Origin of the sequence: Cryobacterium lactosi, from assembly GCF_004403945.1 — a bacterium.
Taxonomy (GTDB): Bacteria; Actinomycetota; Actinomycetes; order Actinomycetales; family Microbacteriaceae; genus Cryobacterium; species Cryobacterium lactosi.
The window spans coordinates 26,424-40,595 of record NZ_SOHM01000034.1 but is presented as its reverse complement, the minus strand read 5'-3'; the positions used below and the strand labels follow the sequence as shown (position 1 = coordinate 40,595).

Here is a 14,172-nt window from a genome sequence, read left to right as displayed (position 1 = left end):
TCTGCCCACCTTTTTTGGTGTTGGTGCGAGGTCGCCTTACTGGGCGGGCTGCTGAGTGGCGGCTTGCTGCTCGGCCTGCTGTTCTGCCTTCTGAGCCGCCACCTGGCGGTGCACGTCGGCCATGTCCAGGCCCTTCACGGCCGTGACCACCTGCTCGAGGGCAGCCGGCGGCAGCGCCCCGGGCTGGGAGAACACCAGAACGCCCTCACGGAAGGCCATCAGCGTGGGGATCGACTGGATCCCCGCGGCCGCAGACAGCTGCTGCTCGGCCTCGGTGTCGACCTTGGCGAACACCACATCCTGGTGCTGCTCGGACGATGCCGCGTAGGTGGGGGCGAACTGCTTGCACGGACCGCACCAGTCGGCCCAGAAATCCACCAGCACGATGTCGTTGGCGGCCAGGGTCTCGCCGAACGTGGTCTCGGTGACGTCAATGGTGGGCATAGGGTCTCCTTGCGTTCTCGAAAGATGAATTGACTAGTCTCGCAGGTGCCGCTGGGCGTTGCATGGGACCGCCCGTCTCATCGGCCCCGCGTCATCGGCACAGTGGGGTTAACGCCGGTCGGCGCGCGCTGTATTCCTCGGTCGGCCGGATGGTCGAGCGTTACCGGTGCGCCACCGACAACGCGCCGACGGCGAAGGTGAAAAGGCCCAGTGCGAAAAGCATGGCCAGGAACGCCGGCTCGAAACCTGCGGCGAAGGCTATGACGGCAGCCGCGAACAGCAGCACCGCCAGCACCAGGCAACCCACGCCGATGCGGCGCATCCAGTCGCTGAGCAGCGGTGTGATCATGGCCTCATTATGCCTGCCCAGGGTGAACCGGAGCGGGAGAATGTAGACATGGTCACCCTCCCGAGCAGCGTCATCGTTCCCGCCCTCCGACTGATGCGCGCGAACCGGGTCTTCGTCACGGCGGAGGGAGCTCGCCGCCATGTGCGCGAGCGCGAGCTTCGGCCCACGACCTATGGGCCGCCGAGCCGGCTCCGCAGTGACGTTCGGGTGGCGGTCTCCAGTGCGACGTGGCCGGTTTACACGATCACACCCGTGAGCGGCACCGCCGCCGGCAGCGTGGTGTACGTGCATGGCGGCGGTTGGGTGAACCAGATCGCCGGGCAACACTGGCATCTCGCCGCCCAGATCGCCGCGGAAGCGAACACCACCGTCACCGTGCCGATCTATCCGCTCGTGCCGTTCGGAACCGCCGCCGCCGTGGCCGCCGGCGTCGTCGACCTCGTGCGGGGCAACCTGGAGCGGTACGGCAGCACCTGCCTCGCCGGCGACTCCGCAGGAGGTCAGATCGCGCTGTCCGCCGCCCTCGCGCTGCGGGACGACCATGACATCACGGTGCGCCGCACCGTCCTGATCTCCCCCGCCCTTGACCTCTCCTGGGCTAACCCGCTCATCCCCACCGTGCAACCGAGTGACCCCTGGCTTGCGACCCCCGGAGGCGAGGTCCTCGCCGATCTGTGGAAAGGTGCCAACAACATCCTGGACCCCGTGGTGAGTCCGTTGATGGGTGACCTCGCGGGCCTGGGGCCGCTCACCCTGTTCAGCGGCTCCAGGGACGTGCTGAACCCGGATGCTCATCTGCTTGTCGACAAGGCCGCCGCGGCGGGGGTCGAACTGGACTTCCACGAAGCCATCGGGCAAGTGCACGTGTACCCGTTGCTGCCCACCACCATCGGCAGCGAAGCCCGTGCCGCCATCGTGCACACGCTCCGCCGGGCAGTGAATCAGTAGGGCCAGAGACCCGGCACGACGATCGCAAGCTTGCAGCGCGGGCAGCGGTGGCAGGACTCCAGACCCTCGGCCGTGTCGACGCCGTCCGGGCTCATCTGGGTGCCGCAGGCCGGGCAGGGCGGGCCGGGCTCGTCAATATCGAAACCGTCGTCGTCCATGGTTCCAGTGTGTCGCAGTCAGGAGTTGCGGGCGACCCGGAAGCCGACGTCGTCGATCCGCAGGCCCGGGTAGCTGCCCCGGCGCACTGAGGCACGGCAACTCCAATGCTGGTCGAACCAGCCGCCGCCGCGCAGCACCCGGTAGGTGCCGTAGCGCGCGGGGTCGGCGAAATCCCAGCACCACTCCCACACACCGCCCAAGGTGTCGTACACTCCCCAGGCGTTAGGTTTCTTGCCGCCGACGTTGTGCGGGCGTTCGTCCGAGTTGGCCCGGTACCACCCGATGTCACCGAGGTCCCCGTACCGGGGCCCGGTGGTTCCGGCGCGGCAGGCGTGCTCCCATTCCGCCTCGGTCGGCAGCCTGTAGCCGTCCGCGGTCCGGTCCCAGGCGATCGCCTCGTCCGCGCCGAGACGGTATGCCGGGGTGAGGCCGGCCTGCTCCGAGCGGGCGTTGCAGAACCCCACGGCGTCCCGCCACGACACGCCCTCAACGGGCAACCGGTCGCCCCGGGACGTGGCCGGCCATGCACCGGTGACCTGGGCGTACTCCTGCTGGGTCGGCGGATACGCCGCGATCTCGAACGCGTCGACCTCGGTGCTCCAGCTGGTGCGGGTTCGCGCATCCATCATCGTCAGGGTGCCCGCGGCGATGGCCACAAGGCGGGGCGAGGCGTCGGTGGACATACCTGCACGGTACCGGCCCACGGGGCCGGCCGCCGCAGTGTTACGCGGCGACAGTGTTACGCGACAGCGACCAGCACGAGCGCCCGCAGCGTCGGCTGCTCCGCCCAGGTTCCGGCGAGCACCTCGTGGGTGGCCGCGTCGGCAGCCAGGTTCGCCAGTACGTCCTCGTCGCCGAGCACCCGGGCCACGACGATCCGCAGCGACCCTGCGGTCACGATCGTCGCGCCGGGTTCCTGGTGGATGTTGATCTCGGCGACAGCGGGCGGCGTCACGCCGGCGCTGCCCGGTGTGCCGCTGCCTGCGACGACGGCAGTGGGCTCGCGCACCACCAGCTGCCCGTCGATCTCGATGGTCAGCTCGGCCTGACGGCCGCCGGCGAGCGCGGCGTTCGCGACGGCCGCGAGGTAGGCCGGGTCGCCGGTGGCGTCGTAGACCCACCGCTCCCCCAGCACCGAGTGCTGCATGGTGGTGATGAGTGACGTCTCAGCGCCCGCCAGCGGGGCATCCCGGTAGGTCACCGGCACCTGCAGCACCGGTCCGTCGCCGGCCGTGATGAGGATCGTCTCGATGCCGACCTGGCCCTCCGGGTCGTCGAACCTGTACGCGGCGAGGTTCGTCACGCTCACGTCGGCCTCGCCGACGAACCAGGGTTGGGCGGGAGCCCAGCTGGTGAGCAAATCGATCTTCGTCGGAGTGATGTCAGCTTTGTGAAGGAGGGCCATGACACCGATCCTACGTCGACCGGATGATCACCCGACGTCCTGAAGGGCGGACTGCACGGCAACGACGCCGTCACCGAACTGCGTGTCGAAGAACCGCTGGATCGACCCGTCATCGTAGATCACCGACACCCAGAGGTAGCCGTTCTGGGTCCAGTTCGACAGGATCGGCATCCCGGCCCAGTCCGTGGCTGTGGCTGTGGCCGGGCTATAGTCGGCGGCATTCAGCTCATCCTGCAGGCGCAGCAGGGTGCTCTCCTCGCTCGGGCCGGGAGTGTCCTCGTCGAGCCGGGGGTCCACCTGGGCGAGCGGGTCGTACAGCGACAGCGGGATGGACGGTTGGGTCACGGTGAACGCGGCGGCGTCCCAGGTCCCCGTGATGGCGTAGCTGCCCCAGGTGACGCCGGATGCCGTCTCGGACTGGTCGACCGTCATCCAGTCCCAGCCGAGGATCGGTGGGCCACCGCACTGGGGCGGGTAGGACTCGGCGATAGCGCCCAGGCAGAGCTGGGGTTCCTCACCGTCTTTTTGCAGCACCGTGCCCTGGGCGAGTACCTCACCGGCGGCGGCGGGGCGGGGAAACTGCCCCGGGGTGGCCGTGGAGCCGGCTCCTGGCGTGTCGCTGGCGGCGCATCCGCCGAGGGTGAGCAGACCGACGGTGATGCCGGCGAAGACGAGGCGGCCCGAGATTCCCATGACCGAAGTGTGGCAGGCGGGCGCGGGCGCCGGCAATCATTTAGGGTCTAGGAATGACTTTCAATGACGACGCCAAGTACTCCGGAAAAGGGGTTCGCAAATCGGGCCGCCGCACCGGTCTCGCGGTCGGTGGCGGAGGCCTGGGCCTCGTGGCCGTCGTGCTGCTCTCGCAGCTGCTCGGCGTCGACCTCACCGGTCTGCTCGGCGGCGGCACGGCCGGTGGCGGCAACCAGAGCGAGACCACCGCGCTGACCGGCTGTTACACCGGCGCCGACGCCGACGCCGACGTGGAGTGCCGGGTGGGCCTCACCCGCGACTCGCTGGAGGACTACTGGTCGGAGCAGGCGCCGGCGATGGGAATCGGCTACGCCTCGCCCACCATCAACCTGTTCATCGACTCGGTCGACACCGGGTGCGGCGCGGCCACGAGCGCGGTGGGACCGTTCTACTGCCCGGCCGACCAGCTGATCTACCTGGACACCGCGTTCTACGACACGTTGCGCACCGAGTTCGGTGCCACGGCGGGGCCGCTTGCGCAGCTCTATGTTGTGGGGCACGAGTGGGGCCACCACATTCAGAACCTGGCCGGCACCTTCGCCACCGCGGACACCTCGCAGACCGGCCCCGCCTCCGACGCCGTGCGCGTCGAGGTGCAGGCCGACTGCTTCGCCGGCGCGTGGCTCGGCTCGGCGACCGAGACCACGGATGCCGACGGCGTCCGTCTGCTCGACCCGATCACCGACGCCCAGATCGCGGATGCGCTGAACGCGGCGTCCGCGATCGGCGACGACCGTATCCAGGAGAAGACCCAGGGCCAGGTGAACCCGGAGACCTGGACCCACGGCTCGGGCGAGATGCGCCAGAGGTGGTTCCAGGCGGGGTACACAAACGGGGCCGAGGCCTGCGACACCTTCGCCGTGGCCGACGCGGAGCTTTAGGCCGCGCCGCTACTTGGGTTCGGTCAGGTCGATGACCCGACCCTTGGCATCCGCCTTGACGATCTCGATGCCCTTGAGGGCGTCCGCCTTGGTCTGGTAGCTCTCCGAGGTCATCAGCACCTGGCCGTTGTGGGCTTTGAGCTTGAAGATATAGCCACCGGATCGGTCTGCAGTCAATTCGTACTTGCCGGACATATGACACGCTCTCTTCGTCGAGATAAAACTCCGCCGGCTACGAGGCCGGTGGCGCAACCTTACCGCGCGCCTGGGCTGTCCCCGGCGCGCAGGCCGAGCGCAGGCAGCAGCACACCGTCGATCAGCGAGATGAGAAAGTCCCGGTCGACGGGCTTTCGCTCGATCAGAGTCCGGTACGTCGCCATGGCAGGGGTCACGAGACACAGTGCGTCGATGTCGCATCCAGGGGTGACCTCGCCGCGGTCGATCGCCCGTTGGATGAGGAACCGGTTGGCCGCCGCCCGCGGCTTGATGAGGGCCTCATTGGCCGCGTCGGCGAGCTCAGGCGTCGCGGAGATCATCGACATGACACCGGCCATGATCTGCATCTTCTTCACGGCGTCTTCGATGGAGCGGGGCTTGATCATCGCCACCAGGTCGCCGCGCAGCGTGCCGGTGTCCGGCAACCGGGACTGGTCCAGGTCGGCCTGCTTCATGCAGGCAACCGCATCGATCACGAGTTCGTTCTTCGACGGCCACCGCCGGTACAGGGTGGCCTTGCCGGCCTTCGCGCGGGCGGCAACCATGTCGATGGTCATACCGTCGAAACCGGTCTCCGCGAGCACCTCGAGAGCCGCGGCCAGGATCTCCGGGTCGCGGGTGTGATCGCGTTTGCGGCCCAGCTTCGTCTCGGCCGCTGCGGGTTCCACCTGCGTCATTGAGACGATCTCCATTTCTGTGTCTGTACTTTCTCAAATGTTACCGGGGCGTAAATTCAGGAACTGTTAAGATCCGGAACTCCACAGTATCGTATAGAGTCGCGTTTATGTCTCAAACCAGTGCGCCCCATTCCCGCCGGTGGTGGACCCTCAGTGTGGTCGCCCTCGCCCAGCTCATGGTCGTGCTCGACTCCACCGTGGTGAACATCGCCCTGCCCTCCGCCCAGGCCGATCTCGGCTTCTCCAACGGCGACCGCCAGTGGATCGTCACCGCCTACTCGCTCGCCTTCGCCAGCCTGCTGCTGCTCGGCGGTCGGCTTTCCGACCTGATCGGGCGCAAGCGCACCTTCATCATCGGGCTGATCGGCTTCGCCGTCGCATCAGCGCTCGGCGGCGCGGCCGGCACTTTCGGCGCTCTGGTCGCGGCCCGGGCGTTGCAGGGCGCGTTCGGTGCACTCCTGGCGCCCACGGCGCTGGCGGTGCTGACCACCACCTTCACGATCCCCAAGGAACGCGCCCGCGCGTTCGGTGTCTTCGGCGCGATCGCCGGCGCCGGTGGCGCCGTGGGCCTGCTGCTCGGCGGCTACCTCACCGAGTACTTCGACTGGCGCTGGAACCTCTACATCAACGTCTTCATCGCTATCATCGCCGTCATCGGCGCCGCGATCTTCGTCGACACCCTCAAGCGCACCGGCCCCCGGCCCAAGCTGGACCTTCCCGGCACCATCCTGGTCTCGGCCGCGTTGTTCGGCCTGGTCTTCGGGTTCTCCAACGCCGAGACGGATGGCTGGGACTCACCGCTGACCTGGGGCATGCTCGCGGGCGCCGTGGTGCTGCTCGTGGCGTTCGTGCTCTGGCAGCGCAAGGCCGCGCATCCACTGCTGCCGCTGGCGATTGTGCTCGACCGCAACCGCGGCGCCGCCTACCTCTCGGTGATGATCGCCGGAGCGGGCATGTTCGGCATCTTCCTGTTCGTGACCTACTACCTGCAGACCTCGCTGGGATTCACGCCGATGCAGACCGGTTTCTCGTTCCTGCCGATGATCGGAATGCTCGTGCTCGCCGCCCAGCTGTCGACCAACATCTTCGTGCCACGCTTCGGCCCCAAGATCATGGTGCCCTTCGGCATGGCCCTGGGCGCAATCGGCATGGTGCTGCTCACCAACCTCAACCTCGAAAGCACCTACGCGGCCAACGTGCTGCCGCCGCTGATGATCCTCGGCTTCGCGATGGGCTCGATCATGCCCGCGTCGATGCAGACCGCCACCCTCGGCGTCGACAGGCAGTTCGCCGGTGTCGCATCGGCCATGGTGAACACCAGCCAACAGGTCGGCGGCTCGATCGGCACCGCACTGCTGAACACCCTGGCAGCCACCGCCGCGGCCGACTACCTGGCGTCGCACCTGCCCGCCACGGCCGAGGTCGCCGCTGAGGCCGCGGTCTCCAGCTACGCCGTCGCGTACTGGTGGGGCGCCGGCTTCTTCGCCGTCGGGGGCATCATCGCCGCCCTGCTGTTCCGCCGGATGGGCCACGGCCTGTCACTGTCGAACGCGCACCAGGCCGCCGACGCCGAGCCGGTGGTCGCGCACTAGAGCCGGTCGGCGTCCATGGCCGCCATGGACGCCGGCTCGAGCGCCACATCCGTCTTCTCAGAGCGCACAAACGCGATCCCGACGAGAATCAACAGCCCGCCCAGAAGTTGCGTCACGGTGAGCTGCTCACCCAGAAGCAGCCAGGCGTAGAAGGTGGCGGCCACCACCTCGAGCAGGCCCACGAACGAGGCGAGCCGGGAGCCGAGCAGCTCGCTGGCGGCGATGCTGGTGGAGTAGGCGATGGCCGTGGCCACCACACCGATGATGATCAGCGGTAGCCACCAGGGCACCGTGCTGCCGAACATCGGCACATCGTTGGTGGCGGTATCGAAGGGCACCAGGCCGCTCAGCCCGACCAGGCCAAGCAGGACACCGCCGAGCAAGAGGCCGAATCCGGCCAGCGCCACGGAGGGCAGCCCGTCGCTGGGCTGTGCCGCCACGAGGTAGTAGATCGCGCAGCCCACCATGGCCGCCAGCGCCAGGGTGAGGCCGAGCACGTCCAGCCGCGCCGTTCCGCCCGGGTTCACCACGAGGATCAGGCCGGCCATGGCCACGACGGACCCGATCAGCACGACGCGCTTGGGCATCCGGCGGCTACGCGCCCACGCCCAGGCCACGAGCAGCAGCGGGGCCATGTACTCGATGAGAACCGCGCTACCCACCGGGATGCGTTCGATCGCGGCGAAGTAGGCCAGCTGGGTGCCGGCCACCCCGATGAGCGCCATCGCGACGATCCGCCAGCGGGCGCCCCAGAGCGCCGCCCAGTTGCCGCGCAGCGAGATGACGGACACGGGGGCCAGCACCAGGCCGCCGATCAGCACCCGCGCGGTAACGGCCGCGGCTGGACTCCAGCCGCTCTCGAGCAGCGGCTTGGCGAGGGCCCCGGAGAGGCCGAACGTGGCCGCGGCGATGACAGCGATGACCAGGCCGAGGGAGGTGGACGAGCGAGTCATGAGGCTCCAGGCGGACGGGCGTGCCGACGGTGTCGGGGTGCACTGTTCATGAAGATAGTGTGGTTGTGAGTAAGGAGTCAATTTGCGTTTTGCCCCTGACACCGAGGCGAGTCTGGCGTTCACCGTCGACCTCGCGAACACCGTCGCCGGCGCGACCAAAAGCGGCGCAGACGAGCTCGTCACACCGAGCGACGTGACGGCGCTTTTTGTGGGCCACCAGTTCTCCGGCCGCCTGGATCAGACCGACGCGGAGCTGGCCGAGGTGCGAGCGACCCGCGATCTCCTCCGCCGGATCTGGACCCTGGACCGGGACGACGCGGCGCTGGAAGTGAACGCCCTGTTGCAGAGCGGCCGGGCCCGGCCCCGGCTGATGCGTCACGACGGCCTCGACTGGCACCTGCACGCCACCGACCCTGAGGCGCCGCTGGCCGAGCGCATCCGGGTGGAGGTGGCTCTGGCGCTGGTCGACGTGATCCGCACCGACGAGACCGGCCGGCTCCGCGCCTGCGCGGCGGAGGACTGCGCCGGCATCCTGGTCGACCTGTCCCGGAACGGCTCCAAGCGGTTCTGCAGCATCCGCTGCGGCAACCGGATGAACACGATCGCGTTCCGGCAGCGGGCGGCCGGCTAACGCGTCACGATGCTCACACGTGCGGGCGGCGCAGGAACAACTGGCGTAGCGCCCGAATGAGCAGGATGAAGCCGACCAGCCCGATCGAGGCGCCGAGGAAGGCGAACAGCCGCACCCCCGCGACAAGGTCCGGCCCGGTGTCGGAGACCACAAGAACGATCCCGAGGCTGACGGCCGCGATGCCGATCAGGACTCCCACGGCTTCGGTGACCACCGAGCCGATCCACCACCTGTCGTCCGGCTCAGCGAAGGCGCGGATCCGCACGCTGAATGTCCCCTTGGCCAGGGAAGAGCTGATGGTTTCCAGCCGGCGCGGAAGCCGGCGCACCGTGGCCTGCAGCACGGCCGCCTGCGACTGCAACGATCCGAGCAGGGACCGGGGTGTGATCAAGCGCCGCAGGAAATGCGGCACCCTCGCCAGCGCCGTCTCCACCATGTCGAAGTCGGGGTCGAGGATGTCCAGGCAGCGCTCCAGGGTGATCAGGGAACGCAACGCCAGACCCAGCGAGGTCGGCACGGCCAGGTGGTGGTCGCGGATCGTGTCGAGCATCGCGGCGAAGATGGAGCCCTCCGCGCTGTGCCGGGTCAACGTGAGCATCCGCCCCAGGTCGCGTTGCAACGACAGGATGTCGGCATCCGCCGGCGCTTCCACCACCAGGAGCAACGCGTCCGTCGTGGCGATGTCGTCGTCGTTCGCCGCCGCCAGCAGCAGCGTCACCAGGCCCTCGCGCATGCTGCGCTCCAGCACACCCACATTGCCGAAGTCGATCATCCCCAGCATGCCGTCAGCCCGGAGCATCAGGTTGCCGGGGTGCAGGTCGGCGTGGAAGATCCCGGTCACGATCACCTGTTCGAGCACCGCGTCCAGGAGCGCCGACGCGAGCGCGCCACGGTCCTCCGGGTCCATCCGGGCCAGCCGCTCCCCCGCGGCATTCAACGGAACACCGTCGATGAGATCCATGGTGAGCAACCGGCGGGAGCTGGCCTCCGGGTACACCCGGGGCACGACAAGTACGTCCTGGGCCGCCGACGACGCGACCACACTGCCGATCTGCTGGGTGCTGCTGAACTCGATGCGGTAGTCCAGCTCGTCGCGGAGCGACCGGCCGAAGCCCTCGGCCAGACTCACCGCCCCGAAGTCCCGCCCCCAGCTGGTCTGGTTCTCGATGCGCTGGGCGAGCCTGACGATGATGTCGATGTCGGCGGCGACCTGGGCCGCCGCCGCCGGCCGCTGCACCTTGAGCACCACCCGGGTGCCGTCGAGCAGGGTTCCGGCGTGCACCTGAGCGACGGATGCCGCCGCGAGCGGCTGTTCGTCCACGTGCGCGAACACGCTCCCCAGCGGGCCGCGGATTTCGGTCTCGATGACCTTGCGGATCGCGGGCCATGGCAGCGTCGCTGCGCCGGACTGCAGCGAGGCAAGCGCCTGGGTATAGCTGGCCGGCAACAGGTCCCGCCGGGTGGAGAGCAGCTGGCCGAGCTTGACGAAGGTGACGCCGGCCTCGTTGATGGCCGAGACCAGGGCATCCTGCGTGCGTCCGCCGTTCTTGGCCGCGCGGGGCGCGCCGCCGGGGCGTTCACTGAGGATCCAGCCGATGCCGTGTTTGGAGAGCAGGGTGAGGATCTGCAGGTACCGATTGGTGCGCCGGCGCCGGTGCAGGGCGGCCCGGAAAGCGTCGATCGGGTTGGCGGCGGTGGTGGGCCAGAGCGCCTCGGTGGCCACCAGGATCGCCATACCGAACGCGAATACCCAGCCGAACGCGAGCGCGATGAAGAGCAGCACGACCAGGATCGGCACCTTGGGGGTGCCATCTTCGGCGATGACGCGGGCCTGGGACGACACGAAATAGGCGAACGGCCAGCACCCGACGAAGACCAGCAGCCCCACCAGGAAGGTGCGCAACCACCCCACGGTGGTGCCGAGCAGGGAGCGGGTGGCAAAACCGATCGCAACGGAAAAGACGAGGGCGATCAGGATGATGACAACCCACGCCCAGAACGATTCCAACAACCCGTGCCCCGCAATCTCTCGCTGTTGGCGCTCAGGCTACCGCGCTGTGCCGGGAGAGTCGTGGGCTGGCGAGAATCGGCCCGTCCGCTTGTACTTCGTCGACTGAGCGTGCCACACTGAACGGGTTCCGCCCCGTCCCCCAGAGTCAGGTTCGACCAGTGAAGATCATCGTCGGTTTCGCGCTCACGCGCTGACACCCGTCGATCTGCCGCGCCCGCGGCTTCCGGTGTCAGTGCCCACACTGACGACGGGAAGCACCATGGCTACGGCCCATAATTCACCTATCCTCCTGACGGATGTCGGCCTTGACTGGCCCGACGGATCCATCGCCCTGACCGGCATCACCGCCGCCTTCGGCCGCGGCCGCACCGGGCTGGTCGGCGCCAACGGCTCGGGCAAGTCCACCCTGCTGCGGCTGATCACCGGCGACCTGCAGCCATCCACGGGCACCATCACCCGGTCCGGCGAGGTCGGATACCTGCCGCAAACCCTCACCCTCGGCGTCGCGGCGACCGCCGCCGACCTACTCGGAGTGCGCCCGAAGCTCGACGCCTTGCGGGCCATCGAGGCGGGCGATGTGGCCGAACGGCACTTCGACGTGCTCGCCGACGACTGGGACATCACCACCACGGCCGCCGAGGCGTTGCGCTCGGCCGGTCTCGGGGAGGCCGACCTGGGCAGGCCGGTCGGGGCGATGTCAGGCGGGGAGGCGATCCTGGTCGCCATCGCGGGGCTGCGGCTGGGGGCCGCACCGATCACGGTGCTCGACGAACCCACCAACAACCTCGACGGCGCCGCCCGGCAGCGGCTGGCCGCCCTGGTGCGTTCGTGGCCGGGCACCCTGATCGTGGTGAGCCACGACAGCGCCCTGCTCGAGCTGATGGACGACACCGCCGAGTTGCACGGCGGCGCCCTCACGGTGTTCGGCGGCCCGTACAGCCTGTTCCTCGACCACCTCGACAGGCAGCAGGCCGCCGCGCAACAGGCACAGCGATCGGCCGACCAGGTGCTGAAGAAGGAGAAGCAGCAACGCGTCGAGGCCGAGACCAAGCTCGCCCACCGCAGTCGGTTCGCGCGCACCGAGTTCGAGAACAAACGGGTTCCCAAGATTGTGATGGGGCTGCGCAAGTCGGCCGCGCAGGTGTCTGCGGGCAAACTGCGAACCGAGTTCGACGGCAAGGTGCAGGATGCCCGTGCGGCTGCCGCCGATGCCGCCGCCCTGGTGCGATCCGACGACACCATCCACGTTGACCTGCCGGACCCGCAGGTGCCCAGCAGCAGACGCCTGGCGGAACTGCACGGCAGCGACCGCGTTTTTCTGCTGCACGGTCCGGCCCGGGTGGCGCTGACCGGCCCGAACGGCGTGGGCAAGACCAGCCTGCTCGAGTCGCTGGTGCACCCGGAAACCGCTAGAGCCGGGCGGGCCACCGCGATCGCACACACACGCCGCATCGGCTACCTCAGCCAGCGCCTGGACGGGCTCGACGACACCGCCAGCGCACTGGAGAACCTGGCCGCGAGCTCCCCGGCGGCGCCGGCCGGGGAGCTGCGGAACCGGTTGGCCCGGTTCCTGCTGCGAGGGGATGCCGTGACCAGGCCGGTGCGGAGCCTCTCCGGTGGGGAACGGTTCCGGGTGTCGCTGGCCCGGCTGCTACTGGCCGACCCACCCGCGCAACTGATCGTGCTGGACGAACCGACGAACAACCTCGACCGCCGGAGTGTCGACCAGTTGGTCGGCGCCCTCGGCGGCTACCGGGGCGGCCTGCTGGTGGTCAGCCACGACGAGGCGTTCCTGGCCAGGATCGGTATCACCGACTGGCTCAGCCTGGATGCGAGGGGGCGACTGGCCGAGGGGGCCCGGTAGGTATAGGCAGGTCGCCGGCTCACGCGGCGGTGCGGGCCAGCGCGGTGAACGCCGACGTGGCGCGCGGGTTGTCGGCCGGGCACTCGCTGCGGAACCGGCGGGTGGCCACACCGGCCTCATAGGAGGCGAATTCGATGTCGAAGCCGGACCCCAGCTGCACCGCCAGCCACATGGCCAGCCGGATACCGGTGGCCGTGAACTCGCCGGCCAGCTCGGCGCTGCGCCAACCGAAGTCATCGGTGAGCGCGTCGTAGTAGTCGATCTCCCAGCGGATCAGGTCGGAGACCAGGGCGGGGTCAAGGTGGGTGGCGGCGTACGCCACCGGATGTGGACACCAGAGCACGGTGCCGGCGTAGTCGGGCAGCAACCGCACGAGCACCGCGGACGTAGCATGCATGATCGCGCTCTCCCCCCGCCTGCGAACCACACTCTGAGATTCCCCGTCCCTACGATTTCAGGTGCGAGCCGCAGACGCAATTCCGGCTGTGGCGGTGTCCGGAAGTCAGCGTCCGCTGGTGCTGACCACCGCGGCATCGCCACACGACGAGGTCTGCGCCTCAGCCACCCGGGGGTCGTCTGCCGCAAGCGAGGCCGAGACGGCGGTGTAACCGTTGATGGCGGTGAGCCCGTCGGCCGACACCGAGATTCCGGTTGCCAGCAGCGAGTAGCTGTCGTCGCGGTTCTGGGTGACTTGCAGGCCGTTCAGCTCGAGTCCGTCGTCCACTTCGAGACAGCCCACCCCGGTGCCGTTGTCGTGGGCGTTCTGCATGTCGAAGGTGTACGGGCGGGCGTCCACACCGATGGGGGTGACGAACCCGCACTCCACGATGGCGTGCAGGGTGGCCCCGCGGCTGTCGTCGAGCACGGTCACAACAACACCGTTGTGCAGCGCCGCGGTCCAGCCGCTGTGCCGTCCAGGCCCTGCGAGGTCGTCGGGCAGGGCGAGGGTGGCGCCGGAAGCAGTGGTGATGCCGTAGGTGAACGGTGAGGTCGCCTCGTCGTACCAGGCGGTGTCGTTCTCGCCGTCGCCGTCGATGTCGGCGATCTGAGCGCTGGTCGCACCGGCCGGCATCGACTCGGCCGTGGCCGGGCAGCCTGTCGGTTCCGAGACGGCGGGGTCGGTCGAGGGATCGGGCTGGTCGGCGGAGTCGCCGGCGTCGGTCGGCGTCACGACGCCGGTCTGCGCCACGCCGGAGGCCGCACACCCGGTGAGAGTGAGCGCCAGAAAACCAGCGACGACGAAGAACCGACCTGCGATCTTGGTTTTCGAGTGAACGGTTGACATCAGCATG

At 68.9% G+C, this 14,172-nt stretch carries 17 protein-coding genes; 5 read left to right on the top strand and 12 right to left on the bottom strand.

The window, feature by feature from the left end; translation table 11 throughout:
* Positions 1 to 36: 36 nt before the first annotated feature.
* Both trxA and E3T61_RS16610 read right to left on the bottom strand, forming a co-directional pair.
* Positions 37 to 444 (bottom strand): thioredoxin, encoded by a 408-nt coding sequence (gene trxA / locus E3T61_RS16615; RefSeq protein WP_134641971.1) that lies wholly within the window; start codon positions 442 to 444, stop codon positions 37 to 39.
* A 160-nt stretch (positions 445 to 604) separates the two neighbouring features.
* On the bottom strand, positions 605 to 793 hold the full coding sequence (locus E3T61_RS16610) for a hypothetical protein (protein ID WP_134641970.1): 189 nt from the start codon (positions 791 to 793) through the stop codon (positions 605 to 607).
* Between the two features lie 48 nt (positions 794 to 841).
* Between E3T61_RS16610 and E3T61_RS16605 the strand changes: the two genes are divergently transcribed.
* Positions 842 to 1,741, top strand: a complete 900-nt coding sequence (locus E3T61_RS16605) for an alpha/beta hydrolase (RefSeq protein WP_134641969.1) — start codon at positions 842 to 844, stop codon at positions 1,739 to 1,741.
* Here E3T61_RS16605 and E3T61_RS21955 read toward each other — a convergent pair.
* From E3T61_RS21955 to E3T61_RS16590, 4 genes are read right to left on the bottom strand one after another with little or no spacing between them, the layout of a single operon-like run.
* Positions 1,735 to 1,899: a hypothetical protein gene (locus E3T61_RS21955; protein ID WP_166793282.1), complete on the bottom strand. Its 165-nt coding sequence runs from the start codon at positions 1,897 to 1,899 to the stop codon at positions 1,735 to 1,737. The two genes, E3T61_RS16605 and E3T61_RS21955, sit on opposite strands and share 7 nt — an antisense overlap.
* An 18-nt stretch (positions 1,900 to 1,917) precedes the next feature.
* A complete protein-coding gene (locus E3T61_RS16600) occupies positions 1,918 to 2,583 on the bottom strand; it encodes a formylglycine-generating enzyme family protein (RefSeq protein ID WP_134641968.1) in 666 nt (221 codons plus the stop codon).
* Positions 2,584 to 2,639: 56 nt separating this feature from the next.
* Complete coding sequence (locus tag E3T61_RS16595) at positions 2,640 to 3,305, bottom strand: CG0192-related protein (RefSeq protein ID WP_134641967.1); 666 nt, start codon at positions 3,303 to 3,305, stop codon at positions 2,640 to 2,642.
* A 27-nt stretch (positions 3,306 to 3,332) separates the two neighbouring features.
* Positions 3,333 to 3,998, bottom strand: coding sequence for a hypothetical protein (locus E3T61_RS16590; protein ID WP_134641966.1), 666 nt, complete (start codon positions 3,996 to 3,998; stop codon positions 3,333 to 3,335).
* Between the two features lie 53 nt (positions 3,999 to 4,051).
* Here E3T61_RS16590 and ypfJ point away from each other — a divergent pair, with 53 nt between their 5' ends.
* Positions 4,052 to 4,936, top strand: coding sequence for a KPN_02809 family neutral zinc metallopeptidase (gene ypfJ / locus E3T61_RS16585; RefSeq protein WP_134641965.1), 885 nt, complete (start codon positions 4,052 to 4,054; stop codon positions 4,934 to 4,936).
* Between the two features lie 9 nt (positions 4,937 to 4,945).
* Here the strand turns inward: ypfJ and E3T61_RS16580 are convergent, their stop codons facing one another.
* Together E3T61_RS16580 and E3T61_RS16575 are read right to left on the bottom strand one after the other, a co-directional pair.
* Positions 4,946 to 5,131, bottom strand: a complete 186-nt coding sequence (locus tag E3T61_RS16580) for a YegP family protein (RefSeq protein ID WP_134641964.1) — start codon at positions 5,129 to 5,131, stop codon at positions 4,946 to 4,948.
* A gap of 59 nt (positions 5,132 to 5,190) precedes the next feature.
* On the bottom strand, positions 5,191 to 5,844 hold the full coding sequence (locus E3T61_RS16575) for a TetR/AcrR family transcriptional regulator (RefSeq protein ID WP_241992637.1): 654 nt from the start codon (positions 5,842 to 5,844) through the stop codon (positions 5,191 to 5,193).
* Between the two features lie 92 nt (positions 5,845 to 5,936).
* Between E3T61_RS16575 and E3T61_RS16570 the strand changes: the two genes are divergently transcribed.
* Positions 5,937 to 7,421 (top strand): MFS transporter, encoded by a 1,485-nt coding sequence (locus E3T61_RS16570; RefSeq protein WP_134641963.1) that lies wholly within the window; start codon positions 5,937 to 5,939, stop codon positions 7,419 to 7,421.
* On the opposite strand, the gene E3T61_RS16565 is transcribed toward E3T61_RS16570, so the two are convergent.
* Positions 7,418 to 8,374 carry an EamA family transporter gene (locus tag E3T61_RS16565; RefSeq protein WP_134641962.1) on the bottom strand — a complete coding sequence of 319 codons (957 nt, stop codon included), beginning with the start codon at positions 8,372 to 8,374 and terminating at the stop codon, positions 7,418 to 7,420. The genes E3T61_RS16570 and E3T61_RS16565 overlap by 4 nt on opposite strands.
* A gap of 82 nt (positions 8,375 to 8,456) precedes the next feature.
* Here E3T61_RS16565 and E3T61_RS16560 point away from each other — a divergent pair, with 82 nt between their 5' ends.
* Entirely contained in the window at positions 8,457 to 9,005 is a 549-nt protein-coding gene (locus E3T61_RS16560) for a CGNR zinc finger domain-containing protein (protein ID WP_134641961.1), read from the top strand.
* A gap of 13 nt (positions 9,006 to 9,018) precedes the next feature.
* Here the strand turns inward: E3T61_RS16560 and E3T61_RS16555 are convergent, their stop codons facing one another.
* Complete coding sequence (locus E3T61_RS16555; RefSeq protein ID WP_134641960.1) at positions 9,019 to 11,016, bottom strand: ABC1 kinase family protein; 1,998 nt, start codon at positions 11,014 to 11,016, stop codon at positions 9,019 to 9,021.
* Positions 11,017 to 11,275: 259 nt separating this feature from the next.
* On the opposite strand from E3T61_RS16555, the gene E3T61_RS16550 reads away from it, so the two are divergent.
* A complete protein-coding gene (locus E3T61_RS16550) occupies positions 11,276 to 12,880 on the top strand; it encodes an ABC-F family ATP-binding cassette domain-containing protein (RefSeq protein WP_134641959.1) in 1,605 nt (534 codons plus the stop codon).
* A 19-nt stretch (positions 12,881 to 12,899) separates the two neighbouring features.
* Here E3T61_RS16550 and E3T61_RS16545 read toward each other — a convergent pair whose 3' ends face one another.
* Both E3T61_RS16545 and E3T61_RS16540 read right to left on the bottom strand, forming a co-directional pair.
* Positions 12,900 to 13,277, bottom strand: a complete 378-nt coding sequence (locus tag E3T61_RS16545) for a hypothetical protein (RefSeq protein ID WP_134641958.1) — start codon at positions 13,275 to 13,277, stop codon at positions 12,900 to 12,902.
* A gap of 105 nt (positions 13,278 to 13,382) precedes the next feature.
* Positions 13,383 to 14,165, bottom strand: a complete 783-nt coding sequence (locus E3T61_RS16540) for a hypothetical protein (RefSeq protein WP_134641957.1) — start codon at positions 14,163 to 14,165, stop codon at positions 13,383 to 13,385.
* Between the last annotated feature and the right edge of the window lie 7 nt (positions 14,166 to 14,172).

Excerpts from the sequence above, each read along its gene's own strand:
- trxA (WP_134641971.1), bottom strand. The coding sequence starts at position 444 with ATGCCCACCATTGACGTCACCGAGACCACGTTCGGCGAGACCCTGGCC.
- E3T61_RS16610 (WP_134641970.1), bottom strand. The coding sequence starts at position 793 with ATGATCACACCGCTGCTCAGCGACTGGATGCGCCGCATCGGCGTGGGT.
- E3T61_RS16605 (WP_134641969.1), top strand. The coding sequence starts at position 842 with ATGGTCACCCTCCCGAGCAGCGTCATCGTTCCCGCCCTCCGACTGATG.
- E3T61_RS21955 (WP_166793282.1), bottom strand. The coding sequence starts at position 1,899 with ATGGACGACGACGGTTTCGATATTGACGAGCCCGGCCCGCCCTGCCCG.
- E3T61_RS16600 (WP_134641968.1), bottom strand. The coding sequence starts at position 2,583 with ATGTCCACCGACGCCTCGCCCCGCCTTGTGGCCATCGCCGCGGGCACC.
- E3T61_RS16595 (WP_134641967.1), bottom strand. The coding sequence starts at position 3,305 with ATGGCCCTCCTTCACAAAGCTGACATCACTCCGACGAAGATCGATTTG.
- E3T61_RS16590 (WP_134641966.1), bottom strand. The coding sequence starts at position 3,998 with ATGGGAATCTCGGGCCGCCTCGTCTTCGCCGGCATCACCGTCGGTCTG.
- ypfJ (WP_134641965.1), top strand. The coding sequence starts at position 4,052 with ATGACTTTCAATGACGACGCCAAGTACTCCGGAAAAGGGGTTCGCAAA.
- E3T61_RS16580 (WP_134641964.1), bottom strand. The coding sequence starts at position 5,131 with ATGTCCGGCAAGTACGAATTGACTGCAGACCGATCCGGTGGCTATATC.
- E3T61_RS16575 (WP_241992637.1), bottom strand. The coding sequence starts at position 5,844 with ATGGAGATCGTCTCAATGACGCAGGTGGAACCCGCAGCGGCCGAGACG.
- E3T61_RS16570 (WP_134641963.1), top strand. The coding sequence starts at position 5,937 with ATGTCTCAAACCAGTGCGCCCCATTCCCGCCGGTGGTGGACCCTCAGT.
- E3T61_RS16565 (WP_134641962.1), bottom strand. The coding sequence starts at position 8,374 with ATGACTCGCTCGTCCACCTCCCTCGGCCTGGTCATCGCTGTCATCGCC.
- E3T61_RS16550 (WP_134641959.1), top strand. The coding sequence starts at position 11,276 with ATGGCTACGGCCCATAATTCACCTATCCTCCTGACGGATGTCGGCCTT.
- E3T61_RS16545 (WP_134641958.1), bottom strand. The coding sequence starts at position 13,277 with ATGCATGCTACGTCCGCGGTGCTCGTGCGGTTGCTGCCCGACTACGCC.
- E3T61_RS16540 (WP_134641957.1), bottom strand. The coding sequence starts at position 14,165 with ATGTCAACCGTTCACTCGAAAACCAAGATCGCAGGTCGGTTCTTCGTC.